The organism is Pseudorhizobium tarimense (assembly GCF_022968135.1).
Lineage (GTDB): Bacteria > Pseudomonadota > Alphaproteobacteria > Rhizobiales > Rhizobiaceae > Neorhizobium > Neorhizobium tarimense.
The window spans coordinates 1-23,990 of the sequence record NZ_JALJRA010000002.1 but is presented as its reverse complement, the minus strand read 5'-3'; the positions used below and the strand labels follow the sequence as shown (position 1 = coordinate 23,990).

The window sequence follows — 23,990 nt, the reverse complement described above, 5'->3', positions numbered from 1 at the left end:
ACCTTAGGCGTCGTCAGACAGGCGGATCTGCAGCTTGACGTCGGAGGGGCTGCCCTTCGCGGCGCGCTCGAAGGCTTCGATCGATTGGGCGAAATCAAAGGTGCCGGTGATCAGCGGCTTCAGGTCGACCTTGCCCGAGGCGATCAGTTCCAGCGCGCGGTCGAAGATATTGGCGTAGCGGAAGACTGTCTCGATCCGCACCTCCTTGGAGATCGCGCCCGCAACGTCGAACGCCACCTTCTCGACCGGCAAGCCGACGAGGACTGCCGCCCCGCCCGGACGCACGAGGTCGAAGAGGCCTTCGAAGGCACGCGGACTGCCGCTTGCCTCAAACACCACGTCGACACCCCAGCCGCCGGTTTCCTCGGCGATCACCTCGGCCAACGGCTGCTCGGTGATGTTGACCGGGATAATGCCTGGATAGCGCCCAGCGATCGCAAGCTTTTCGGCGCTGAGGTCGGAGATGAAGACGCGCGCTGAGCCGCCGGCCAATGCCGCGAGCGCCACCATGATCCCGATCGGCCCGCAACCGATCACCGCCGCCACGTCGCCCGGCTGGATCCGCGCCCGTGTCGCGGCCTGCATGCCGATCGCAAACGGCTCCACCATCGCTCCTTCCGCGAAGGAAACATTGTCCGGCAGCTTGTAGGTGAAGGCCGCCGGATGCACGGCATAGGGCGCCAGCACGCCATGGATCGGCGGGGTTGCCCAGAAGCGGACGTCCGGATCGACGTTGTAGAGGCCGAGCTTGGTTGCGCGCGACGACATATTCGGCACGCCCGGCTCCATGCAGACACGGTCGCCTACCTTCAGGTGTCTCACATCCGCCCCGACCTCGACCACCGCGCCCGCCGCTTCGTGACCGAGCACCATGGGCTCGCGCAGCACGAAAGGGCCGATCCTGCCGTGGGTGTAGTAGTGCACGTCGCTGCCGCAGACGCCGACGGTGTGGATGGCGATCTTCACGTCCCCGGGGCCTACCTCGAGCGGCAGGTCGATCTCCCTCAGGGCAAGCCTGCCCTTTTCCTCCAGCACCAGTGCCTGCATGCGTCACACTCCTTGTTCTTGCGCTTCCTCAATTAGCGGCTCGTGAGGGCGATACCAAGGTCGAGGATGCCAAGCGGCGACAAATAAACATACTCCGGCGGTCGAGAGTTTGCGCCGGCGACACAAGCCGCTACAAAGGCGAAAGACATCTGGGAGGACGCATGCGCGCAGTGCTGCAGGAGTTGGAAAGACGTCGGGCGGAGGCGCGTCTCGGCGGCGGGGAAAAGCGCATCGCGGCCCAGCACGGCAAGGGCAAGCTGACCGCACGCGAGCGGATCGACGTGTTGCTCGACGAGAACTCCTTCGAGGAGTTCGACATGTTTGTCACCCACCGCGCCGTCGATTTCGGCATGGCCGAGCAGAAGATCGCCGGCGACGGCGTCGTGACCGGCTGGGGCACGATCAACGGCCGCCAGGTCTATGTCTTCTCGCAGGATTTCACCGTGCTCGGCGGTTCGCTCTCGGAAACCCACGCGCAGAAGATCTGCAAGATCATGGATATGGCGGTGCGCGTCGGCGCGCCGGTGATCGGGCTCAACGATTCCGGCGGCGCGCGCATTCAGGAAGGTGTTGCGTCGTTGGCTGGCTATGCGGAGGTCTTCCGCCGCAATGCCGAGGCTTCCGGCGTCATCCCGCAGATCTCCGTCATCATGGGTCCCTGCGCCGGCGGAGCGGTCTATTCGCCGGCAATGACCGACTTCATCTTCATGGTGCGCGACTCCTCCTACATGTTCGTCACCGGTCCGGACGTGGTGAAGACGGTGACCAACGAGATCGTCACCGCCGAAGAGCTCGGCGGCGCCACCACCCACACGAAGAAATCCTCCGTCGCCGACGCCGCCTTCGAAAACGACATCGAGGCGCTGGAAGCCGTGCGCCAGCTGTTCGACTTCCTGCCGCTCAACAATCGCGACAAGCCGCCGGTGCGCCCCTTCCACGACGATCCCTCGCGGTTGGAGATGCGCCTCGACAGCCTGATCCCAGAGAGTGCCGCCACCCCCTACGACATGAAGGAGCTGATCACCGCCATCGCCGACGAGGGCGCCTTCTTCGAGATCCAGGAGGCTTTCGCCAAGAACATCGTCACCGGCTTCATCCGGCTTGAAGGCCAGACGGTCGGCGTGGTCGCCAACCAGCCGATGGTGCTCGCCGGCTGCCTCGACATCGATTCCTCCCGCAAGGCTGCCCGCTTCGTGCGCTTCTGCGACGCCTTCTCGATCCCGATCCTGACGCTCGTCGACGTGCCGGGTTTCCTGCCCGGCACCGCCCAGGAATATGGCGGCGTCATCAAGCACGGTGCCAAGCTGCTCTTCGCCTACTCCGAAGCCACCGTGCCGATGGTGACGCTGATCACCCGCAAGGCCTATGGCGGCGCCTATGACGTGATGGCCTCGAAGCACATCGGCGCCGACATCAACTATGCATGGCCGACCGCCGAAATCGCGGTGATGGGTGCCAAGGGCGCCACCGAAATCCTCTACCGCTCGGAACTCGGCGACGCGGAAAAGATCGGTGCGCGGACGGCGGAATACGAGGAGCGTTTTGCCAATCCTTTCGTGGCCGCAGAACGTGGCTTCATCGACGAGGTGATCATGCCGCATTCGTCCCGCCGCCGCATCGCCCGCGCCTTTGCATCACTCAGGAACAAGCAGGTCACGACGCACTGGAAGAAGCATGACACCATCCCGCTGTAGAGGGCGACAATGCCGGTTATCCTCCGATGGCGCGGCCATCGCTTCCTGTTCTACTCGATGGAGATTGGCGAACCGCCCTACGTCCATGTGTTGAAGGATGCCAAGCAGTTGAAGGTGTGGCTCGCGGACCTTTCCGTCGCACGCAGCACCGGTTTCGCTCAGCATGAGGTCAATGATATCCTGAGGGTTGTTGCCGAGAACCGGCAAAAGTTTCTGGAGGCTTGGAATGACTACTTTGGACATCGATGAGAAGCAGTTGCTGATCGCGGATGTCGAGGTGAGCCAGGCTTCCCTCCGGTTCAAGATGGCAGATGGGCGGACAATCGAGGCACCGCTCTGGTGGTATCCAAGGCTATCCGCCGCGACACCAGAGCAGCGACGGAAGTGGGAGATCCTGCCGTTCGGCGATGCCGTCGGATGGGAGGAGATCGACGAGTACATCAGTGCCAAGGCACTCATCATCGGCGGCGCAGCTCCCGGCGCCAAGCCGCCGGCGGAGGCTGCTGAATAATCTTGAACCGACTCATCAAAAGCGATTCAGACCGCAGCGCGTCGCAACCGACCTTCCTATATCCTCCCCGTCACCCGCTGACGCCCCCGATCAGAAGGACAGATTTTCATGACCGATACCGAAAAGTTTCCGCCCGAAAAGAACCTCCCCGCCGGCTATGTTCCGCCCAAGGTCTGGACCTGGGAGCCCGGCAATGGCGGCGCGTTTGCCAGCATCAACCGACCGATCGCAGGCCCCACGCACGACAAGGAGCTGCCGGTCGGCAAGCACCCGCTGCAGCTTTACTCGCTCGGCACGCCGAATGGCGTGAAGGTCACCATCATGCTGGAGGAGCTGCTCGCCGCCGGCCATTCGGAGGCCGAATACGATGCATGGCTGATCAAGATCGGCGATGGCGACCAGTTCGGCTCGGGCTTCGTCGAGGTCAATCCGAACTCCAAGATCCCGGCGCTGATGGACCACAAGCCGAAGGACGGTGGCAAGCCGCTCAGGATCTTCGAATCCGGTTCGATCCTCGTCTACCTGGCCGAAAAGTTCGGCGCCTTCCTGCCGACCGATGTCCGCGCACGCACGGAGGCCATGAACTGGCTGTTCTGGCAGATGGGCTCGGCCCCCTTCCTCGGCGGCGGCTTCGGGCATTTCTATGCCTATGCGCCGATGAAGATCGAATATGCCATCAACCGCTATGCCATGGAGGTGAAGCGCCAGATGGACGTGCTGAACCGACACCTGGCCGAGAACGAGTTCATGGCCGGCAAGGACTACACGATCGCCGACATGGCGATCTGGCCGTGGTATGGCCGCCTGGCGTTGAAGGACGCCTATAACGACGCCGGCGACTTCCTGTCCGTCGATGAATACGAACACGTCCAGCGCTGGACGAAGCAGGTGGGCGAACGGCGCGCCGTCCAGCGGGGTTCCATGGTCAACCGCACCTCCGGGGAACCCTCGAGCCAGCTGCATGAGCGCCACGACGCCTCGGACTTCGACACGAAGACGCAGGACAAGTTCGGCGGCAACACGTAAGCGCAGCAGACCAAGGAGAACGGGATGGCAAATCTGCCCGACATGACAAAGCACCGCGGGTTTCCCGGCGGCATGCCGGGCACCGGCATCCAGTTTACCATCCGCCGCGCCAATCCGAAGGGGGTGACGCCGATCAAGGCGCTGCCCCGCCGCGGCCGCCCCGGAACCAAGGAACACCGCATCGACGCCGCATTCCTCTATGCGCTCTGGCAGCATTTCGGTGACCAGCCCTTCGAACGCGGAAATCTCGACGCGGCCCGCCTCAACCTGCTCTTCGGCCGGGAAGTGGTGGCTGCGGAGAAAGACTTCGACCCGACCTCTTACGAAGCGCTGCTGGTGATCAACGAGAAGGTCGCACGGCAGAACTTCCCGGAATCCTTCGAAGACGAGTTCGAGGTGTGACGGTGGCCATCAAGAAGATCCTCATCGCCAATCGCGGCGAAATCGCCTGCCGCGTCATCCGCACGGCGCGCAAGATGGGCATCGCCACCGTTGCCGTCTATTCGGATGCCGATGCCAATGCCATGCATGTTCGCGAAGCCGACGAGGCGGTGCATATCGGCCCCGCCCCCTCCTCGCAGTCCTATATCGTCATCGACAAGATCCTCGATGCCATCCGTAGGACGGGTGCCGATGCGGTGCATCCCGGCTATGGCTTCCTGTCGGAAAATCCCGCCTTCGCCGAAGCGCTGGAAAAGGAGGGCGTCACCTTCATCGGTCCGCCGGTCAACGCGATCCAGGCGATGGGCGACAAGATCACCTCCAAGAAGCTCGCGGCAGAAGCCGGCGTCTCGACCGTTCCGGGCCACATGGGCCTGATCGCGGATGCCGAGGAGGCCGTGCGCATCTCCGCCTCGATCGGCTATCCGGTGATGATCAAGGCGTCCGCCGGCGGCGGCGGGAAGGGCATGCGCATTGCCTGGAACGACTCAGAAGCGCGCGAGGGGTTCCAGTCATCGAAGAACGAAGCCAAGAGCTCCTTCGGCGACGACCGCATCTTCATCGAGAAATTCGTCACCGAGCCGCGCCACATCGAGATCCAGGTGCTCGGCGACAAGCACGGCGCCGTTCTTTACCTCGGGGAGCGAGAGTGCTCGATCCAGCGCCGCAACCAGAAGGTCATCGAGGAGGCGCCCTCGCCTTTCCTCGACGAAGCGACACGCCGCGCCATGGGCGAGCAGGCGGTCGCACTGGCGAAAGCCGTCGGCTACCACTCCGCCGGTACGGTGGAGTTCATCGTCGACGGTCAGCGCAACTTCTACTTCCTGGAGATGAACACCCGCCTGCAGGTGGAGCATCCGGTGACCGAGCTGATCACTGGCATCGACCTCGTCGAACAGATGATCCGCATCGCCGCCGGTGAAAAGCTTTCCTTCGGCCAAGGGGACGTGAAGCTCGAGGGCTGGGCGATCGAAAGCCGGCTCTATGCGGAAGATCCCTATCGAAACTTCCTGCCCTCGATCGGTCGGCTCACCCGCTACCGGCCGCCGGAAGAAGGCAAACGCGGCGACGACACGATCGTGCGCAATGATACCGGCGTCTTCGAGGGCGGCGAGATCTCCATGTACTACGACCCGATGATCGCCAAGCTCTGCACCTGGGCGCCGGACCGCACGAGCGCGATCGATGCCATGGGGGCCGCGCTCGACGACTTCGAGATGGAGGGCATCGGCCACAACCTGCCCTTCCTGTCGGCCGTGATGCGGCATCCGCGCTTCCGCTCGGGCAAGATCACCACCGCCTTCATCGCCGAAGAGTTTCCGGACGGCTTTTCCGGCGTCGCCCCAGATGAAGACGCGCTCCACCGGCTCGCGGCCATCGCCATGGTGATCAACCAGACGCTGCAGGAGCGGGCGGCACAAATCTCCGGCACGATCGGCAACCATCGCCGCAGCGTCGGCCGCGATTGGGTGGTCGCGCTTTCCGGCACCGAGCTTGCGGGCAGCATCGAGCCCGGCGGCGAGGCTTCGGTCGTGCGCTTCACCGACGCGTCGCCGCTGTCGGTCACGACCGAGTGGCTGCCCGGCCAGACCCATGCCCGCTTCGCCATCGACGGGGAGGCGATGGGCGTGAAGGTGGATCTGAAGGGTTCCGCGATCCGGCTACGCTGGCGCGGCATCGACGTGACGGCCCGGGTGCGCAGCCCGCGCGTCGCCAAGCTTGCCCGCCTGATGCCGGTGAAGCTGCCGCCGGATACGTCGCGGATGCTGCTCTGCCCCATGCCAGGGGTCATCACCTCGGTGGCGGTGAAGGAGGGCGACATGGTCGAGGCCGGCCAGACGCTCGCCAGCGTCGAGGCGATGAAGATGGAGAACGTCCTGAAGGCGGAGCGCAAGGCGGTGGTCAAGCGTATCGCCGCCAGTGCCGGCCAGAGCCTTGCCGTCGACGAACTGATCATGGAGTTCGAATAGCTTCGAAAACGGGGAAGAGTTCCCGGTGCGGGTTCAACGAAATCAGCGGCTTGAGAAATATCAAGGTGCAGATCGTCCCCGGGCTCAGACTGTGGTGCAGACTTGAGATGTTCCGCTCTCGGATACACCAGGAGGCGTCCTGGCGAGGCGGGGCCGGCGCTGGTGGTGAGGAAACGACGTAAGTCCTCATCATCGGGGTCCGCGGAAAATGGTCTCCCTCCGGCGACACGGGGGAAGCGGGAGGGTTTCGGACCGGCCACCTGCTTCTGATGCCCGAACAGCGCGCCGGGCGTGCCTGTGCGGCACACATGGGGGTCGACGAGGATGGTGTCGCCGGACGATGTGTCCGTCGTCACGACGAGCGTTCGGCGAAGGCGCCGGGGTGTTGGCGGTAACTTGGTCCGCCCGTGCTCCGGAAGGCCAGACGAGCACCGCCTCGAAGACCTAGGCAGAGAGACCGGAGTCGCGGGCACAAACCGCCGAACGGGGCGCTGAGAGGTGCCACATAAAATTAGTTTACGAGGCAGCTTTCAGCGCCCCGTCCGAACACTAGCTTTAAGCCACGGCGGAGATCTCCGCGCGTGAATACCGGCGTATGAGGGAGATCCGATGTCCGAGAAGACCCTGAAGGATTGGGAAGAGCTGGCGGAAAAGGAGCTGAAGGCGTCGGCGAAGACGCTGATCTGGGAAACCCCGGAAGACATCGACGTCAAGCCGCTCTACACGGCGCAGGATCTGGAAGGGGTGAACCACCTCGGCAGCCTGCCGGGCTTCAAGCCCTTCGTGCGCGGCCCGCGGGCCACCATGTATGCCGGCCGCCCTTGGACGATCCGCCAATATGCCGGCTTCTCCACTGCGGAAGCGTCCAACGCCTTCTACCGCCGCAACCTTGCCGCCGGTCAGAAGGGCCTGTCCGTTGCCTTCGATCTTGCCACCCACCGCGGCTACGACAGCGATCATCCGCGCGTGGAGGGCGATGTCGGCAAGGCGGGTGTCGCGATCGATTCCGTCGAGGACGTGAAGATCCTCTTCGACGGTATTCCGCTGAAGGAGATGTCCGTCTCCATGACGATGAATGGCGCGGTGATCCCAATCCTCGCCTCCTTCATCGTCGCCGGCGAGGAACAGGGCTGCTCGCGCGCCGAACTCTCCGGCACGATCCAGAACGACATCCTCAAGGAGTTCATGGTCCGCAACACCTATATCTACCCGCCGGAGCCCTCCATGCGGATCGTTGCGGACATCATCGAATTCACGGCAAGGGAAATGCCGCGCTTCAACTCGATCTCGATCTCCGGCTACCATATGCAGGAAGCCGGTGCGACGCTGGTTCAGGAGCTTGCCTTCACCCTTGCCGACGGCCGCGAATATGTCCGGGCCGCCCTCGCCAAGGGCCTCAACGTCGACGATTTCGCCGGGCGGCTCTCGTTCTTCTTCGCGATCGGCATGAACTTCTTCATGGAGATCGCCAAACTGCGCGCCGCGCGCCTCCTCTGGTCGTCGATCGTGGAAGAGTTCAAGCCGCAGAAGCCGGGCTCGCTGATGCTGCGTACACATTGCCAGACCTCCGGCGTCTCGCTGCAGGAGCAGGATCCCTACAACAACGTCATCCGCACCGCCTATGAGGCACTGTCCGCGGTCCTCGGTGGCACGCAGTCGCTGCACACCAACGCACTTGACGAGGCGATGGCGCTGCCGACCGACTTCTCCGCCCGCATCGCCAGAAATACCCAGCTGATCCTCGCCCACGAGACCGGCGTCACCAAGGTCGTCGATCCGCTGGCGGGCTCCTATTACATCGAAAGCCTCACCAACGAGCTGGCGGAAAAGGCCTGGGCGCTGATCGAGGAGGTGGAAAAGCTCGGCGGCATGACCAAGGCCGTGGCGGAGGGCCTGCCGAAGCGGCTGATCGAGGAGGCAGCCACAAAGCGTCAGGCCCGCGTAGATCGCGGCGAGGAGGTCATCGTCGGCGTCAACAAGTACCGGCTGGAGAACGAGGAAGAGATCGACATCCTGGCGATCGACAACTCAGCCGTCCGTGCGGCGCAGATCAAGCGCCTCGAGGCCGTCCGCCGCCAGCGCGATCCAAAGCGCGTCGAAGAGACGCTTGCGGCGCTGTCGGAGGTCGCGCGGTCGGGAGAGGGCAATCTGCTGGCCGCGGCCGTCGAGGCGGCACGCGCCCGCGCCACGGTCGGAGAGATCTCGGACGCCATGCGCCAGGTGTTCGGCGATCATTCGGCTGTGCCGGAAGTGGTCGGCGACATCTACGGCGCAGCCTACGAGGATGATCCCGAGTACAGGACGATCGTCTCCCGTTTAGCCGGCTATGCGAATTCCGCCGGAAAGCCGAAGATCATGGTCGCCAAGCTCGGTCAGGACGGTCACGACCGCGGCGCCAAGGTGATCGCCTCCGCCTTTGGCGACATCGGCTTCCAGGTATTGGCTGGGCCGCTGTTCCAGACCCCCGAGGAAGCCGCCGATCTCGCGGTTGCGGAGAAGGTACAGGTGGTCGGCATGTCGTCGCTTGCCGCCGGCCACCGGACGCTTGCCCCGCAACTGGTCGAGGCGCTGAAGGCAAAGGGTGCCGAGAACGTCATCGTCGTCGTCGGCGGCGTCGTGCCGCGGCAGGACTATGACTATCTTCTGGAGCATGGCGTCGCCGCCGTCTTCGGTCCCGGCACCAATGTGCTGGACGCCGCCAACAAGGTGCTCGACCTCTTGGAGGGCAAGCGCCGCAACATCTAGCGTCCGCTTATGGTCGCGAGGTCGCGCACGTGGTCTCCGATCGCAAGGCAGGCGGTGAGGCCGGGGGACTCGATCCCGAAAAGGTTGATCAGCCCCGGCACCCCATGCGTCTCAAGCCCCTGGATGACAAAATCTTGAGAAGCGATCTCCGGCGGCACGATCTTCGGCCGGATACCGGAATAGGCGGGGATGAGCGAGCCGTCCGGGAGCCCCGGGTAATAGCGGCGAATGCCACGGTAGAAGCTCTCCGCCCGCGCCGGGTCGACCTCGTAGTCGAGCCCGTCGACCCATTCGACATCCGGCCCGAACCGCGCCTGCCCCGCAAGGTCGAGCGTCAGGTGGATGCCAAGGCCGCCCTTGACCGGCACCGGGTAGATCAGCCGCGAGAAGGGCGTCCTGCCGGTCATGGAGAAATAGCTGCCCTTGGCGAAATAGGCTTGCGGGACCTGATCCTGCGGCATTCCGGCAAGCGACCGGGCCAGCGCAGGCGCACCATGACCGGCGGCATTCACCAGCGTCCTCGCTCGAAGCCTCATCGGCGCCTCGCCGCCGACCTCGATCTCGATCCCGGCCTCCGTCACCCGCCCGGCCAGTATCGGAGACCTGAAGGCGACCAGCGCACCGGCGCTTTCCGCGTCGCCCAGGAGCGAGGTCATCAGCGCATGGCTGTCGATGATACCGGTCGAGGGCGAAAGCAGCGCTCCCGTGGCAGAAAGCGCGGGCTCCAAGTTAAGCGCCTCGTCGGCAGAGATCTGCCGCAGATCACCCACGCCGTTCGCTGCAGCCCTGGCCGCAATCGCCGGCAGAACCTCGAGCTCTTGCGGCGAGGTCGCCACGATCAGCTTGCCGCAGTTTCGGTGCGGCAGGCCGCGCTCGGTGCAATAGCGGTAGAGCTGCTGCTTGCCGGTGACGCAAAGCTTCGCCATCAGGCTGCCTGCCGGATAATAGATTCCGGCATGAATCACCTCGCTATTGCGCGAGGACGTGCCGGTACCGATGGCGCCTTCGGCTTCAAGGATCAGAACCTCACGACCCGGAAGGGCCAGGGCCCGCGCGATCGCCAGACCGACCACGCCAGCACCGACCACCACGCAATCCACATCCTCCACGTCGATCTCCCGGCTGCTATACTGACGGTCACTGATAGCGGAAGCTGGGAGGGAGACAAAGGTATGGAAGGTGAGAGGACGGACGACTGCGTCTTAAGTCTACTTGCTCCGCCCTTCGATCCGGTCTTGTCTGCCGACAAGACACGATCCGCTTCGGCCTATGAAGAAGCCGGAAAGCGGGGATGGAGGCATTGGCGTGAAGCCACGAACGTCCGGTGATGCGGCGGCAGGTGCAAGTGCGCCCCTGATTGCGCTGGATGTCGTCGTCCTCGATACCGAGACCACGGGGCTCGACGTCCGCAACGATCGCATCATCCAGATCGGCGCCGTGCGCATGCACGGGGCTGACATCCTGGAGACCCAGGTCTTGGACGTCATCGTCAATCCCGGCGTCTCCATTCCGCCCGCCTCCAGCCGCGTGCACGGGCTTTCCGATGCCGATGTCGCCGGCCAGCCGAATTTTGCTGAAGTTGCCGCATCGCTTCGCGACTTTGTCGGCGGCGCGGTGGTTGTCGGGCACTCGATCAACTTCGACCTTTCCATGCTGCGCAACGAGGCCCGCCGTCATGGCGTGCCGTGGAAGGACCCGCGCTGGCTCGATATTGCGCTGATGTCGGTGGCGATCACGCCGGGCCTCATCAGCCCATCGCTGGATAACCTGGCGCTGACCTATGGCGTGGCGATTGCGGGGCGTCATACGGCCCTTGGTGACGCCCGCGCCACGGCGGCCGTCTATGCTGCCATGCAGCCTCGGCTCCTCGAAAAGGGCGTCCGGACACTGGGCGAGGCGGAAAATCTCGGCCGCTCCGCAACGACATTGATCGCACAGCAGCAACAGGTCGGCTGGTTCGAGCGGTCGTCGGGCAAGGCGGAATTCGTACCGACGGCGATCGAGATCGGCAGCCGGCGCGCGATCGACAGCTTCCTGTATCGCCAGCGGCTGGAAGACGTCATGAGTGGTCCGCCGATCACGGTGGACGTCGATACGCCGCTGCAGGAAGCGGCACGGCTGATGGCGGAGCGCGGCATCGGCTGCGTCATTGTCGAGCGAGGCGACGACGAACCGGGCATCCTGACCGAGCGGGACATCCTGCGGGCACTTGCCGAAAGAGGTCCAGAGGCGAGCACCGTGGCCGCTGGTACGCTGACGACGGTTCCCGTCATTGCCGCACCGGCGAGCACCTTCCTGTATCGCGCCCTCGGGCTGATGGCACGCCGCAACCTCCGCTACCTCGGCGTCACGGGGCCGGCAGGCGAGCTTGTCGGCATCTTCACGCTGCGCCGGCTGCTGCGCGAGCGCGCCTTCGCAATGCTGACCATCGGCGACGAGATCGCCACCGCCGGCCGGCCGCGCGAGTTGGCACGGGTAATGGCCGAACTTCCTTCGCTTGCTGCGAGACTTTTGAGCGACGGGCTTGATGCGCGCGCCGTGGCGGCGGTGGTTGCCGCCGAACGGCGGGCCATGGCAGCGCGGGCCGCCGAGATCGCTGAGGCTGAACTCCTTGTTGCCGGCGCCGGCGGACCGCCGGCAGATTACGCCCTTCTGGTTCTGGGTTCGGCCGGGCGCGGCGAAAGCCTGCTGGCCCCCGACCAGGACAACGCGCTGGTGATTGCCGATGACTACCGCGGCGACCTCGATGCGCCAGATGACTGGTTCGTGCGCTTCTCCACCCGCATCAACGAGATCCTCGACCGAGCCGGCGTGCCCTATTGCGCAAACGGGATCATGGCGAAGAACCGGCTCTGGCGCCGCCGCCTGTCGGAATGGCTGGAGACGGTGCAAGACTGGGCGGATCGGCCGCGCGCCGAGACGCTGCCGGACGTCAACGTCTTCTTCGATTTTGCACCCGCCCATGTCTCTTCCAAGACCGGGGCGAGGCTTGCCGAAACGCTGCGGACGGAGGCGACGGCCATCGCCCACGGCTCCCCACGCTTGGCGGCTTCGATGGCGGAAGGGACCGGCGCCCGCAATGCCGCACTCGGCCTCTTCGGGCGCATCCGCAAGGATGGCTCCGGGCGCACGGACCTGAAGGCGGCAATGCTGCCGATCGTCACCGGTGCGCGGGCGGCGGCACTCCATCATGGCGTCTCGGCACTCCCCACTGCGCAGCGGATCCGCGAGGCGGCAGCGGCCGGCGGTGTTTCGGTGGAGCAGGCCGACCTGCTCGCCGACATCCACGCCTTCCTGATGCGCCTGATCCTGAACCAGCAGATCGCCGACATCGAAGCCGGTGTGCAACCCAGCAATCGAGTCGACCTCAACACCGTCAGCCGCCAGGACCGCGAGCACCTGCGCGAGGCGCTGCAGCACATCCACCTCATCCGCAACCTCGCGAGGGGTTCGTGATGCTCCGGAGAATGTCCGGCAGGCATCAGGCGGTATCTCGCACCGTCTCGATCACCTGCGGTCCGCCAACGACCTCTTGGAAAGCCATCCAGACGGTGCGCGCACCCTCCTGCCACGCGCCGAGCGCTTCCGGCTCGAGCACCGTTCCGCCATTTGCCTGGGCAAGTTCCAGGGATGCCGCCTCGTCCTGCCGCATCAGCGTGTTGAAATACAGGGCCGCTTCGGCGGAGACCTCGGTGACAATCGCTCTCTCTTCCTCCGTCAGACTGTTCCAGAAGCTTTCGGCAAAGAAGATCACCCCGGAGGAGCGGATATGGGCCGTCTTCGTCAGATAGGGGAGGACCTCGTAAAGCTTGAAGCCGGCATAGGCGGATGCGGTGAGGTCCATGGCATCGGCCACCCCGGTCGCCAGCGCGTTGTAGGTCTCGGTGATCGGAATGCCGACCGGGACGGCGCCAAAGGCGCTCCACAATTTCGTGTGCAGCGGACTCTGGATGACGCGCATCGTCTTGCCCTGCAATTGGTCCGGACGGGTGACAGCTTCCTTCGCCAGGAGATGGCGGGCGCCATAGTCTATGAAGTCGGGAACGACGAAGCCGTTCTCCGCCAGCCGCTGTTTCAGACCATGGCCAATCGGGCCGGAGACGACACGGCGCAGGTGGTCAGCATCGCGAAAGAGAAAGGGCAGGTCGAGCAGCTGCAGTTCCGGCACCCAGGCAGACAGCGTCGAAACGGTCGAGAGGCTGGCCTGGATGGAGCCAAGGCGGGCGCCGTCGGCCACGTCCTTTTCGCCACCTAGCGCGCCATTGGTGACGATGCGGAAACGAAAGCGGCCGGGCAGCCGCTGCTCGAGGCGAGCTCCGATCCGGCGCCAGACCTTCGTCTCCGGCTTGTCCTCACCCAGCAGGGACGCGACCGTGAGTGCGGTGGCGCGGGCGCTGGCAGGGCGCAGGAATACGGGAGCAGCTAGGGCGGGAGCAAGGGCGGCGGCCGAGACGAGAGCGCGGCGGCTGATGGAAACCATGGAAACCTCTCAGAGAACGAGTGCGGCAAGGCAGAGGAGAAGGAGCGCCACGAGGAGCGCGGCGAGATAGGGCGTGACCGCCCGGAAAAGTTTCGGGGCCTCAACACCGGTGAGGCCGCTCACGACAAAGATCAGAATGCCGACCGGCGGCGTCACGCCGCCAATCATCAGGTTGACGACGAGGATGACGCCGAAGGCGATCGGATCGATGCCGGCAGCCACAGCGGCGGGAAGCAGGATCGGCGCGAGAAGCAGGATGGCGGCGCCGATATCGAGCACCAGGCCGGTAGTGAGCAGGACGAGGTTGCAGAGCAGCAGCACAACGACCGCCTGTCCGCCGAGGCTGGTGACGAAGCCGGTTACCATGCCGGCCACGTCGTCCACCGCCAGCAGGAAAGTCATCGGAGCGGCAGCCCCGATGAGAAGGCCGATGGCGGCGGCCTCGATTGCCGATTGGCGGAAGGTGCTCCAGAGGCTTGCTCGACCGGATCTGTGGGCGACGGCCAGGAGCAATGCGTAGCCTGCTGCGAGTGCCGCGGCTTCCGTCGGCGTCACGAGGCCGATGCGGATGCCACCCACGACCACCAAGACAAGACCCAGCGCCGGCAGCGCTGCCAGAAGTGCGCTTCGTCGCTCTTGGCCCGTCACACGGGGCATGGGGTCCGTGCGGCGATGAACGAGGTGAATCGCCACCGCAAGGCAGGCGGCCATGACAAGTCCGGCATAGGCACCGCCGAGAAGGAGCGCGCCGACCGAAAGGTCGGTCGCGGCAGCGAGCAACAGGAAGGCGATCGAAGGCGGTATCACGTTGTCCAGAACAGAAGTTGCGGCAATCACCGCGCCCGCCTGAGCGGGCGGATAGCCGTTCCTGACCAGCTGCGGATAGAAGGTGCCGGCGCCGAAGGCGGCATTGGCGACCGAGGAGCCGGAGGCCCCGGAAAAGAGCAGGCTCGTCAAGAGCGTCGTCTGGGCAAGGCCCGCGCGTCGGTGGCCGACAAGGCTTGCCGCCAGCCGCACCAGGCGCTCGGCCGCGCCGGAAATCGTCAGCAGGCCGCCGGCGAGCAGGAAGAAGGGGATGGCAAGCAGCAGGAAGCGCGACAGGCCGCTCGCCGCATTCGTGACCAACGCCGGCAAGAGCAAAGCGCTGCCGAAGGGGACGGCCAGCGCCGCGGCCGCGAGCAGGCAGTGCGCCAGCGGTGCGCCAAACAGCAGACCGATCCCTGCAAGCATCAATGCGACGAGGCTCGGCGGCCAACTGGCCGCATAGTCGACGGGCAAGGCATAGACGCCGGCCCCAACCAGGACGGAGAGCAGGACGGGCAAGCCACAGCCTTCCGCAACACGGCGCAGGAGAAGCAGCGCCATGAGCAACGCGCCGCCGGCAGCGAGGGCCGCCGGGCGGAGCCAGTCGGGCAGACCCAGCACCACGGAGGTGGAACCCATCAATCCGGCGGCATCGATTCCACCCAGTAGAAGGGTCAGTGCAGCCAGCACGGTGACGCTATCTGCGGCAACGCCGGCGAGCAGCCGGAGCCGCTGCGGCAGGAGCTTTACCAGGATGTCGAGCCGCATCGAGAGCGGACCGGAGGCAGCGAGCGGCATGCCAAGGGCGACCAGCAGCAGGAAGAGCCACAGGCCCGCCACCTCCGCCCCGACCAGGCCGGTGGAGAACAGGTAACGGAGAGTGACGGAGCCGAGCACCAGCGCCAGCAGCGCTGCCAGAACGGTGGCTGCGAAGGTCGACAGAGCGGCTTCGATGGCTGCTGCCATTTTTCGGCTTACATCGCGCCAGCAAGCATCGGACGGAGCGTTCCGCTGCTCCGCCCCGCGCCGATCTTCCGCGAGGCCGGACCGCCTTCGGCTATCGCTCGCTGTCACCGGACTTCCACGGCGATCTCGTCGACGGCGGGTGCCTTCCCGATGAGACCGCTTTCCGCCATGAAAGCGCCGAAGCGTTCGTAGCGGCCGCGGTCGAGCGCTGCGGGGCGCTTGGCAAAGCGCGGCAGCGTGTCGGTGAAGGCCTGCCGGTTCAGCTCGTCGTCAAGGCTTGGATAGGCCTTGATGAAGAGCTGCCAGGCCTCATCCGGATGGTTGGTGAGGAAGACGGTGGCATCCTCGACCGCCGCAATGAAGCGCGGCAGCCGGTCGTCCGAGGCCATGTCCTTGTGGGCGACGAAGATCAGCTCGTCGTAAACCGGGACGCCGTGCTCCTCGGGAAAGAAGGCCTTAGCCTTGCCGCCCTCGAGGCGGATCTGGGTGAGTTCGAAGTTGCGGAAGCCACCGACGGTCGCGTCTACCTGGCCGCCGAGCAGTGAGGAGGTGAGTGCGAAGTTGACGTTGACGAGCTCGACGTCATCGATCGACACCCCCTCATTGGAAAGGATCCGCTTCAGCATCGCATCCTCGAACCCGGAGACCGAGAAGCCGATCTTCTTGCTCTTGAGGTCGGCAAGCGACTTGATCGGGCCATCGGCCAGCACCGTGACCGTATTGAGCGGCGTTTCGACCAACGTGCCGAAGCGCACCAGCGGCAGCCCAGCCGCGTGATCGAGATAGAGGTTGGGCTGGTAATGCACGCCGATATCGGCCTGCTTTGCCGACACGAGGCGCGGCACGGCCGAGGGATCGGCCGGCGGCACGAGCTCCACATCTAGACCCTGCTGTTCGAACAGGCCGCGCTCCTTGGCGATCACCATCGGCGCGTGATCCGGGTTAACGAACCATTCGAGCATGACGGTCAGCTTGTCGGCTGCATGGGAGGGGGCGGGGGCCACCAGCAGCGCAAGCGCACCGAGCAGCGGCAAGAGGCGTCGTTTCGTCATTTTATTCTCCGGCTAACGATTTGAAGAGGCTTTGAAGTTATTTCCGGCGCCCAGGGCGTCAGATGCGTGGTGAGACGGTCGACGGCGGTGCGCAGGAGGAGGGTCATGGCCGCGAGCAGCGCCATGGCAGCGAACACAGTATCGGTCTGCATGCGGGCGTTGGACTGCACCATGACGAAGCCGAGGCCGGCAGACGCGCCAACCCATTCGCCGACGACGGCGCCGATCGGCGCCAGCGGCGCGGCAACACGCAGGCCGGAAACGAGAGACGGCAGGGCCAGCGGCAGGCGGATGAGCCGCAGCGTCTGCCAATGGCTTGCCTTGGTCAGGGCAACGGCATCGAGGATTGCGGCATCGGTACGGCGCAAGCCATCGGCGAAGGCGGAGGCGACGGGAAAGAAGATGATGATTGTCGCCATTACCGCCTTGGAGGCCATGCCAAAGCCGAACCAGAGGACCAGGATGGGGGCGAGCACGAAGACCGGCAGCGCCTGGAGGATCAGCACCATGGGCCAAAGCAGCCGGCCAAGCCGTGGCAGGGCCGCGATGAGAAAGGCGACGGAAAAACCCAGAAGCCCGCCGCAGAGGAGGCCGAGAAGAACCTCCGCGAGTGTGATCAGCCCGTTCTGCAGCAGGAAATGCCATTGGCGTAGCAGCGCTTCCGTCACCTGCAGCGGCGAGGGCAGGATGTAGCGGGGCGGCGCGACCAGCCAGACGATCGCCTGCCAGAGCGCGACCAGGCCTGCCAGACCCGGCAGCATGTGCGGGAGGGACATCGTCCGACCCTACCGCGTCTGCGGCCAGTTTCTAAGCGAAGGCCTGCGGTCGCGGCTTCTATGGTTCGATGGCATTGATCGATCTCCCGACGGTTACATCACGGAGATCCAGGCAAAAGCGGAGAAGAGAATTGGCGCCGAAAGTGGCCGTTTCCGTTCCTACGCCGGCATGACCCGGATCAGGTTCAAGGGTCCGGCTCACCGCCATCTCAGCACCGTTACGGTGCTCCCCTCGGAATGCGATCATGTGTTGCCCAAGGTGCGCGTCTTGTCAATGCCCTCTTCAGGTTGGGGAAAAGCTTGGCCGTTTCAGAGCCCCGATGGGAACGTTTCCGGGACCTGCGGATGGCGTTCGTCCGACGGCAATGCCTCAACCGGGCTGGTGTGGTCGAACCAGACGAGGGCATCAAACTGCTTCGGCAGGGAGGCGTACATGTAGTGGCTCCCGCGTTCGGTCTCAGGTCGGTAGACCACACCGATGAAGCGCTCCAGCCGCGGCTCCTGCAGCCGGCGTGCAAGATCCGGGTGGGCCGCGAAATCAAGAAGAAAGCGGTCCGCTCCTGACTGATGCATCAACTGCTCGTAGCTGTCGTCGAGCGAAGGGCGCACCGTCTTGATCTCCATCGCGCCGTCCCAATCCGTCGCTGCCGCCACCTTGCCTTCGTGGGTGCCGAAGCCGATCAAGGCAGCGTCACTGTCGAAGCGCTCGCGGCAGAGCTGGCCGATGTTGATCTCCTCGCGCGCCGAACCCATGTCGGTGTGCCGTGCGTCGCCGATGTGGGAATTATGGGCCCAGACGACCGCCTTGGCCTGCGAGCCCCGCGCCTCAAGCAGATGCTCCAGCGTCTCGAACATGTGGCGGTCACGAAGATTCCAGGATTCCGCGCCGCCGTAATACATGACGCGGTAATAGCGTTCGGCCGAGGCGACGAGACGCGCGTTCTGGGCGGCGTCCAGAAGATCCGGATCCTCCCGCTCGCCGCGCTTCAGTCCACGCTCCAGCAGCTCTCGACACTGCTCGACGACGGCCTTTTCGCATCTGCCGTAGCCGGAGGTGAGCGCGGCGCGGCCATAGGTGGAGGGCTCGTTCTGCCATGGGGTGAGGCACCCGTAACGTTCCTTCGCCACCTGCGCCGCCTCGGGATCATTGGCCTGCAGGTATTCGATGACGGCCGCGATCGAGCCGCTCATGTTGTACATGTCGAGGCCGTAGAAGCCGGCACCGTTCTGCGGCTCACCGGTCCGGACGTTGTGCTCCCGCATCCAGGCAAGGAGATCCCAGACCTCTCGATTGCGCCACATCCAGGTCGGGAACCTCTGGAATGGCGTTTCCAGCGACTGGCCCGGCCTTTGGCGCACGTAGCGATCGAGTGCGGCGGCATCCGGCCAGTCGGCTTCCACTGCGACGATGTTGAAGCCGTGCTCGGCGATCAGCCGTTTGGTGATCTCCGCCCGCGCGCGGTAGAACTCCGAAGTCCCGTGGCTTGCTTCGCCGAGCAGCACCACGCGCCCGTCGGCAAACCGGTCGAACAGCGCGCGGAAGGCTGGGTCGTCAAAGTCGGGAAGCGGTTCGGCCGCGGCCGCGATCTGCTGCGGCAGGCTTGGCTCGCACGTGCGGGCCGGCTGGTGGTCCTGCCAGCCCTCCGCCCCGATGAGCGGCACGAAGCGCACGCCGCCGAGATCCTCTTCTTCGAAGGTCGCTGCCTCGGTGCGGGTGATCCGGATCAGCCGCTGGTCGGTTTCCGAACCAACCGGCATGATCAGGCGGCCACCAATCTCAAGCTGTTCCTTGAGCGTCTGCGGGACAGACGGGCCACCGGCCGCCACCAGGATCGCATCGAAGGGTGCCGCTTCCGGCCACCCCTGCGTGCCATCGCCGACACGGACATGGATGTTGCGGTAGCCAAGCCGGCGGAAGCGGCGCTCGGCCTGTTCCGCCAGCGTGGCGTGGCGTTCGACGGTGTAGATATGCTCGGCCATCTGCGCCACGACCGCGGCCGCATAACCGGAGCCAGTGCCGATATCGAGCACGGCATCACCGGGATCGATTTCCGCCCGGTCGATCATGAGCGCAACGATGAAGGGCTGGGAGATCGTCTGGCCTTCGCCGATCGAAAGCGGCGCATCCTCGTAAGCAAATTCCTCCACGCCGGGTTCGACGAAAGCCTCTCGCGGAACGGCGCGGAAGGCTTTCACGAGCTCCGCGTCGTTGAGGCCGCGGTGGATGATCTGTCCGCGGATCATGCGGTCACGGGCATATTCGAAATCGGGTCTTGCGGCCATGACACGTCCTCCGCCACCTCCAACAGAGCCAAGGCCCGGAAGTTTCAGGCGCGACGCGATCGCTGCTCAGGGAACGGAAAATTGCTGCGCGCGGATATAGAAGGTCCGCATGCCGCCGATGTGGTTGGTGGCGAAGGTCTTCAGCGAACCCTCCGGCCCATTTTCACGGTAGTCCATCATAAGCTGGATCATGCTTTCCAGCGCCAGAACCTGGGCGGAGAAATAGGCGTTATCGAACTGGTTCTGAAGGGCGTTATCCAGCGCCTGCAGCTTATTCGCGAACTCCTGGGAAAGTTCCGGAGACGGATCCAACCCTTCCTGCTCGATGGCTTCCACCAACTCCACGCCAAAGCCCTGCCGCATCTCGTTCGTCACCGTCTCGGCGAAGGACTTGACCGACTGCTCCTCGCCCCGCACGGCGGCAACCTCTGCCGACTTCAACACGAAGTTGCTCAGGCTGGTCAGTCGATCGGCAAAGAACCTCTTCTCGTCCAGCTGTGCGTGAGCCTGCGTCAGCCCAAGCGGCAGGAGAAGCAGCGCGAGCATCGTGATGGTCGGGATGGACCTCAACATTCAAACACCTTTCGTTGCTGACAAACAATCGGAGCACGCCAAGTGACGGCGGCACGCCTTCAGTGAAACCGGATGACCTGGCGGAAGTTCCCGATTTGCGGCGGTTTCTCACTCATTAACCGCCTCGGATTCATCCACCAGATCGGGATGACTGGTCGCATCATCGACGGCACTGGGGGGAGCGTCCTCCGAGCGCAGATAGGGCTCTTCCACAATCACCGTGGATGTGGATGCGTAATCCTGAACGAAGAAAAAGAATGCACCGACGACGACGACGATGATCAAGGCTGCGATGAGAACGATGGCTTGCGTGCGATTGCTCATGGGTCCCTTCCATTGTTGCGCTACCCTGTCGAACAGCGGCGCCACCGTAAAGTTGCATGCGTTGAGGCCTGCGCCGCGATCTGGAACTTCGCCCGGCGGCACCAGTTGAAACTTTCCTTAGCAACAGAAGAGGTTAACCGATGGGACTGAAGCTTGCTCTTGGGGCATTGATCATTCTCGCCATCATCTTGGTGGCGGTGTTTTTCATCGTCCCCGGCTCCGATGATCTCGGCGGGGTGACGTCGGCGCCCTCCGACCCGGTGGAGACGCCAGCCGGAGGGGCCAATGACTAAGAAGCCGAAAAAGAAGGCACAGAACGCAGCACAAATCCGCGGCGACATCCAGCGTGGATTGACCGGCGACAAGCGTCCCGGCTTCGATCCCGCCGCTTCGCCGCTGGAGACGGATTCGGAGGCCGGCGGTGCGCCCCTCTCGGCGGAAGAGGTCGCAACCGCACGCGCAACGCAACGCCAGCCCGGGCCGCAGCAACGCTCGCGCAACTTCGATACGGCCATGCGGTGGCACGCACCCGAGCTTCACAAGCGCAGGCCCAGCCTGCCGGCGCTCCTGCCGCTGATCGCAGTATTGCTGATCGGCCTTGCTGTGCTGATCGGTCTCGCTTTGAGGTAAGACCCCAGAAAGAACGCGCTGGTCCGAGGGCTCAGTCGCGCTGAAGTCCGGCGCGATCCCGCGGCGAGTTGGGCGACTGCGCCATCACGGATGCTTCGCCATCCTGATTGACCCCGTCAGGCATATCCTCCGGGAGAATGTCCTCTTCGACGATCTGCCGCAGAAGAGCCTTCGCCCGAGCGACCGCGTTGGTGCGATTGATCTCCGGCGTGCCTTTCGGCGTGGACACCGAGACGACAATGCCACCTTCCAGCACATACTCGACCGTGTGGCCGCCCGTGCCCCGACCTTCCACGATGACATCCATACCCGTAACCTTCATGACGAATTCCTTTCGCTGGCGCGGCGTCACCGCCGACTCTTGAATCCGCGAACAGTCAGAGGATGCAGGTGTTCCGGGCGTCCCCAAATTCGCCGGCGCTTTTCCGACACCGGCGCACTCACGCTTCCGGCAACAGCTTGTAGTGGATCGTCTGAAGAACAATCTTGCCGTTCTCGATCACGAAGCTGTCGGCCCCTTCGACCGCCTGATAGCGGTCCGAAGTGGAGCGCCAATTGAGGAGTGCGAAGCGCCCGCGCACCTGTTTTGCCAGGAATTGAAACTCCGCATCCGGGAGCTGTTCGCGCAGCCGGCTCGAGGACGTGCGAAGCGCGTCATGGCCGACGAGATTGGAATTGCTGGTCAGCAGGACCACGTCCTCGGCGTAGTTGCGGGCAAGGTCTTGTTCCAGGTCGCCAAGCAGGCGCAGCCTCAGGTGATCCTCGAACACCTCCTGCGTCGAACGTGCCGCCAGATCTGTGGACGGGACATGCCGATGATCGGTCAAAGTCATTGATCTTCCCCTCTTTGTCGCCACGCCCACAAGGGACGTCAGCCGTGGATGCGGTCACGAACGGGCAAGCACGGCCACCACCTGTTCCGGCTCGCAGGGCTTGGTCAGACACGGGGCTCCCTGGAACCGCTGCGGAATGAAGTCGCATTCGTAACCGGTGACGAACACGAACGGGATCTTCTTTTCCGCCAGGCAGTCGGCGAGCGGAAAGACCTCCTTGCCTCGGAGATTGACGTCGAGCAGGGCATGGTCGATCCGGATCGTTGGATTGCCGAGGAGATCTGCCGCCATATGGATGTCGGAGACGGGCCCCACCACCTTCGCCCCAGCGTCCTCCAGCGAATCGATCATCATCGAGGCGACGAGATATTCGTCCTCGACGATCAGAACCGCTTTTCCGTGGAGGGGCCTTTCCTGCATGGTCGACTCCTGTCTGTCGCGCGACAGCAGCTCGTCGCTGCCGCATCCTTGTCTCATTCATCCAACAGGAGCGGCTTTTGTGAGTTCCAATCGTTTCGGCCTAAGGGCATTCCGGATCTAATGGTTCGTCCGCGAATGCCACTGCCAGGCGGAGCGGACAATCGATTCCAGGTCATGCACCGGCTGCCAGCCGAGCACCTGCCTTGCCTTCTCGTTATCGGCAACCAGCGAGGTCGAGTCGCCTGGGCGGCGATCCGCCTGCTCGACCGGAAAGGCGCGCCCGGTCACGGCCGCAATCGCGTCGACCAGTTCCTGGACCGTCGTGCCGGTCCCGGTGCCGAGATTGAGCTCGAGCGTCTGACCGCCGGCGAGCAGATAGTCGACGGCACGCACATGGGCATCGGCGAGATCGAGGACGTGGATATAATCCCGCACGCAGGTGCCGTCGCGGGTATCGTAGTCATTGCCGAAGATCTTGAAGGACTGGCGGCGGCCGAGCGCCGCTTCGATCGCCAGCGGGATGGCGTGGGTTTCGGGCGTATGCCACTCGCCGATCCGGCCTTCGAAATCGGCACCTGCGGCATTGAAATAGCGCAGCATGACGGAACGCAGGCCCTTATAGGCGGAGAAATCCTTCAGCGCCTGCTCGACGATCAGTTTGGTGCGGCCGTAAGGGTTGATCGGCGCCTGCTTGTGGCTCTCGTCCATCGGCACCTGATCCGGCAGACCATAGGTGGCGCAGGTCGAGGAGAAGACGAAGGCCTGCACCCCTGCGGCCATGGCCGCAGAGAGCAACGTCAAGGTGCCGACGACGTTGTTCTCATAGAAGGCGACGGGGTCCTTGACCGATTCTCCGACCTCGATCAGCGCGGCGAAATGCAGGACGGCGTCCGGCCGGTAGCGGGCAAAGACTTCATCCAACCGGGTGCGATCCCGGATGTCGCCCTGTTCGAGCGGTCCCCATTGGACGAATTCGGCGTGGCCATTGGAAAGGTTGTCGTACACCACCGGCATGTAGCCCCGCTCGGCAAGCAGCAGGCAGGTGTGCGACCCGATATATCCCGCGCCGCCGACAACCAGCACATTTTTCGTCATGACCGATTCTCTCATCGCTTCCGCTGCACTCCGCTAGCAGACAACATGGCCACACTTCTAGTAGGCTCGGTGATGTTCGGACGAGCTGTTACTGCGGCCCCAGAAACGCAAGAAGCCCCGCTGCGGGGGCTTGAGGGACTGTTGAGACGTTGGTTGCGGGGGCAGGATTTGAACCTGCGGCCTTCAGGTTATGAGCCTGACGAGCTACCGGGCTGCTCCACCCCGCGTCACCATTGTTTCGGGCTTATTGCCCGGAAGGGAGTTTGTTTTCGTGTTTATGAGAAGATTGTTTTGATTGCCTTTAGCAGACCTGGCAGCGA

23 protein-coding genes, 1 tRNA gene and 1 riboswitch are annotated in these 23,990 nt (G+C 64.4%); of the genes, 10 read left to right on the top strand and 14 right to left on the bottom strand.

All coding sequences use genetic code 11. From position 1 onward, the window contains the following. Positions 1–3: 3 nt before the first annotated feature. On the bottom strand, positions 4–1,047 hold the full coding sequence (locus MUU54_RS02335) for an NAD(P)-dependent alcohol dehydrogenase (RefSeq protein WP_247242440.1): 1,044 nt from the start codon (positions 1,045–1,047) through the stop codon (positions 4–6). Between the two features lie 161 nt (positions 1,048–1,208). Between MUU54_RS02335 and MUU54_RS02330 the strand changes: the two genes are divergently transcribed. The 7 genes from MUU54_RS02330 to scpA all read left to right on the top strand — a co-directional run bounded on the left by MUU54_RS02330 (position 1,209) and on the right by scpA (position 9,434). Further along, the gene (locus MUU54_RS02330; RefSeq protein ID WP_247242439.1) at positions 1,209–2,741 is read left to right on the top strand and encodes an acyl-CoA carboxylase subunit beta; all 1,533 of its coding nucleotides are present in this window, start codon (positions 1,209–1,211) and stop codon (positions 2,739–2,741) included. Between the two features lie 9 nt (positions 2,742–2,750). Next, entirely contained in the window at positions 2,751–2,990 is a 240-nt protein-coding gene (locus tag MUU54_RS02325) for a DUF4160 domain-containing protein (protein WP_247242438.1), read from the top strand. Beyond that, positions 2,968–3,252, top strand: a complete 285-nt coding sequence (locus tag MUU54_RS02320) for a DUF2442 domain-containing protein (protein WP_247242437.1) — start codon at positions 2,968–2,970, stop codon at positions 3,250–3,252. The genes MUU54_RS02325 and MUU54_RS02320 overlap by 23 nt, the downstream gene beginning before the upstream one ends. A gap of 108 nt (positions 3,253–3,360) precedes the next feature. Next, positions 3,361–4,278 (top strand): glutathione-dependent disulfide-bond oxidoreductase, encoded by a 918-nt coding sequence (yghU, locus tag MUU54_RS02315; protein ID WP_247242436.1) that lies wholly within the window; start codon positions 3,361–3,363, stop codon positions 4,276–4,278. Positions 4,279–4,302: 24 nt separating this feature from the next. Then, a complete protein-coding gene (locus MUU54_RS02310; RefSeq protein ID WP_247242435.1) occupies positions 4,303–4,680 on the top strand; it encodes a hypothetical protein in 378 nt (125 codons plus the stop codon). Between the two features lie 2 nt (positions 4,681–4,682). Continuing rightward, positions 4,683–6,689, top strand: a complete 2,007-nt coding sequence (locus MUU54_RS02305) for an acetyl-CoA carboxylase biotin carboxylase subunit (RefSeq protein ID WP_247242434.1) — start codon at positions 4,683–4,685, stop codon at positions 6,687–6,689. Positions 6,690–7,298: 609 nt separating this feature from the next. Continuing rightward, a complete protein-coding gene (gene scpA, locus MUU54_RS02300; protein ID WP_247242433.1) occupies positions 7,299–9,434 on the top strand; it encodes a methylmalonyl-CoA mutase in 2,136 nt (711 codons plus the stop codon). On the opposite strand, the gene MUU54_RS02295 is transcribed toward scpA, so the two are convergent. Next, on the bottom strand, positions 9,431–10,543 hold the full coding sequence (locus MUU54_RS02295) for an NAD(P)/FAD-dependent oxidoreductase (protein ID WP_247242432.1): 1,113 nt from the start codon (positions 10,541–10,543) through the stop codon (positions 9,431–9,433). The genes scpA and MUU54_RS02295 overlap by 4 nt on opposite strands. A gap of 196 nt (positions 10,544–10,739) precedes the next feature. Here MUU54_RS02295 and MUU54_RS02290 point away from each other — a divergent pair, with 196 nt between their 5' ends. Continuing rightward, entirely contained in the window at positions 10,740–12,890 is a 2,151-nt protein-coding gene (locus MUU54_RS02290; protein ID WP_247242431.1) for a DUF294 nucleotidyltransferase-like domain-containing protein, read from the top strand. 25 nt (positions 12,891–12,915) lie between these two features. Here MUU54_RS02290 and MUU54_RS02285 read toward each other — a convergent pair whose 3' ends face one another. From MUU54_RS02285 to MUU54_RS02255, 7 genes are all read right to left on the bottom strand, one after another. Next, positions 12,916–13,914, bottom strand: coding sequence for a TRAP transporter substrate-binding protein (locus tag MUU54_RS02285; RefSeq protein ID WP_247242430.1), 999 nt, complete (start codon positions 13,912–13,914; stop codon positions 12,916–12,918). Between the two features lie 9 nt (positions 13,915–13,923). After that, positions 13,924–15,684 (bottom strand): TRAP transporter large permease, encoded by a 1,761-nt coding sequence (locus MUU54_RS02280; protein WP_247242429.1) that lies wholly within the window; start codon positions 15,682–15,684, stop codon positions 13,924–13,926. Between the two features lie 104 nt (positions 15,685–15,788). Then, positions 15,789–16,736 (bottom strand): ABC transporter substrate-binding protein, encoded by a 948-nt coding sequence (locus MUU54_RS02275; protein WP_247242428.1) that lies wholly within the window; start codon positions 16,734–16,736, stop codon positions 15,789–15,791. After that, positions 16,733–17,512, bottom strand: coding sequence for an ABC transporter permease (locus MUU54_RS02270; protein ID WP_247242427.1), 780 nt, complete (start codon positions 17,510–17,512; stop codon positions 16,733–16,735). The genes MUU54_RS02275 and MUU54_RS02270 overlap by 4 nt, the downstream gene beginning before the upstream one ends. Before the next feature lie 139 nt (positions 17,513–17,651). Next, a riboswitch (TPP riboswitch) is annotated at positions 17,652–17,755 on the bottom strand. A gap of 66 nt (positions 17,756–17,821) precedes the next feature. Next, entirely contained in the window at positions 17,822–19,795 is a 1,974-nt protein-coding gene (locus MUU54_RS02265; protein WP_247242426.1) for a protein-L-isoaspartate(D-aspartate) O-methyltransferase, read from the bottom strand. Positions 19,796–19,861: 66 nt separating this feature from the next. After that, a complete protein-coding gene (locus tag MUU54_RS02260; RefSeq protein WP_247242425.1) occupies positions 19,862–20,368 on the bottom strand; it encodes a DUF4142 domain-containing protein in 507 nt (168 codons plus the stop codon). 108 nt (positions 20,369–20,476) lie between these two features. Then, positions 20,477–20,794 carry a hypothetical protein gene (locus MUU54_RS02255; protein ID WP_247242424.1) on the bottom strand — a complete coding sequence of 106 codons (318 nt, stop codon included), beginning with the start codon at positions 20,792–20,794 and terminating at the stop codon, positions 20,477–20,479. 38 nt (positions 20,795–20,832) lie between these two features. Between MUU54_RS02255 and MUU54_RS02250 the strand changes: the two genes are divergently transcribed. After that, positions 20,833–20,985, top strand: a complete 153-nt coding sequence (locus MUU54_RS02250) for a hypothetical protein (protein WP_247242423.1) — start codon at positions 20,833–20,835, stop codon at positions 20,983–20,985. Further along, entirely contained in the window at positions 20,978–21,322 is a 345-nt protein-coding gene (locus tag MUU54_RS02245) for a hypothetical protein (RefSeq protein WP_247242422.1), read from the top strand. Before MUU54_RS02250 ends, MUU54_RS02245 begins: the two co-directional genes overlap by 8 nt. Before the next feature lie 31 nt (positions 21,323–21,353). On the opposite strand, the gene MUU54_RS02240 is transcribed toward MUU54_RS02245, so the two are convergent. The 5 genes from MUU54_RS02240 to MUU54_RS02220 all read right to left on the bottom strand — a co-directional run bounded on the left by MUU54_RS02240 (position 21,354) and on the right by MUU54_RS02220 (position 23,897). After that, a complete protein-coding gene (locus MUU54_RS02240) occupies positions 21,354–21,644 on the bottom strand; it encodes a hypothetical protein (protein ID WP_247242421.1) in 291 nt (96 codons plus the stop codon). Positions 21,645–21,762: 118 nt separating this feature from the next. Next, positions 21,763–22,155, bottom strand: a complete 393-nt coding sequence (locus MUU54_RS02235; RefSeq protein WP_247242420.1) for a nuclear transport factor 2 family protein — start codon at positions 22,153–22,155, stop codon at positions 21,763–21,765. A 54-nt stretch (positions 22,156–22,209) separates the two neighbouring features. Beyond that, positions 22,210–22,575, bottom strand: coding sequence for a response regulator (locus MUU54_RS02230; protein WP_247242419.1), 366 nt, complete (start codon positions 22,573–22,575; stop codon positions 22,210–22,212). 117 nt (positions 22,576–22,692) lie between these two features. Continuing rightward, complete coding sequence (gene galE / locus MUU54_RS02225; RefSeq protein WP_247242418.1) at positions 22,693–23,670, bottom strand: UDP-glucose 4-epimerase GalE; 978 nt, start codon at positions 23,668–23,670, stop codon at positions 22,693–22,695. Positions 23,671–23,820: 150 nt separating this feature from the next. Continuing rightward, positions 23,821–23,897: transfer RNA gene (locus MUU54_RS02220), tRNA-Met, on the bottom strand. Positions 23,898–23,990 lie beyond the last annotated feature (93 nt).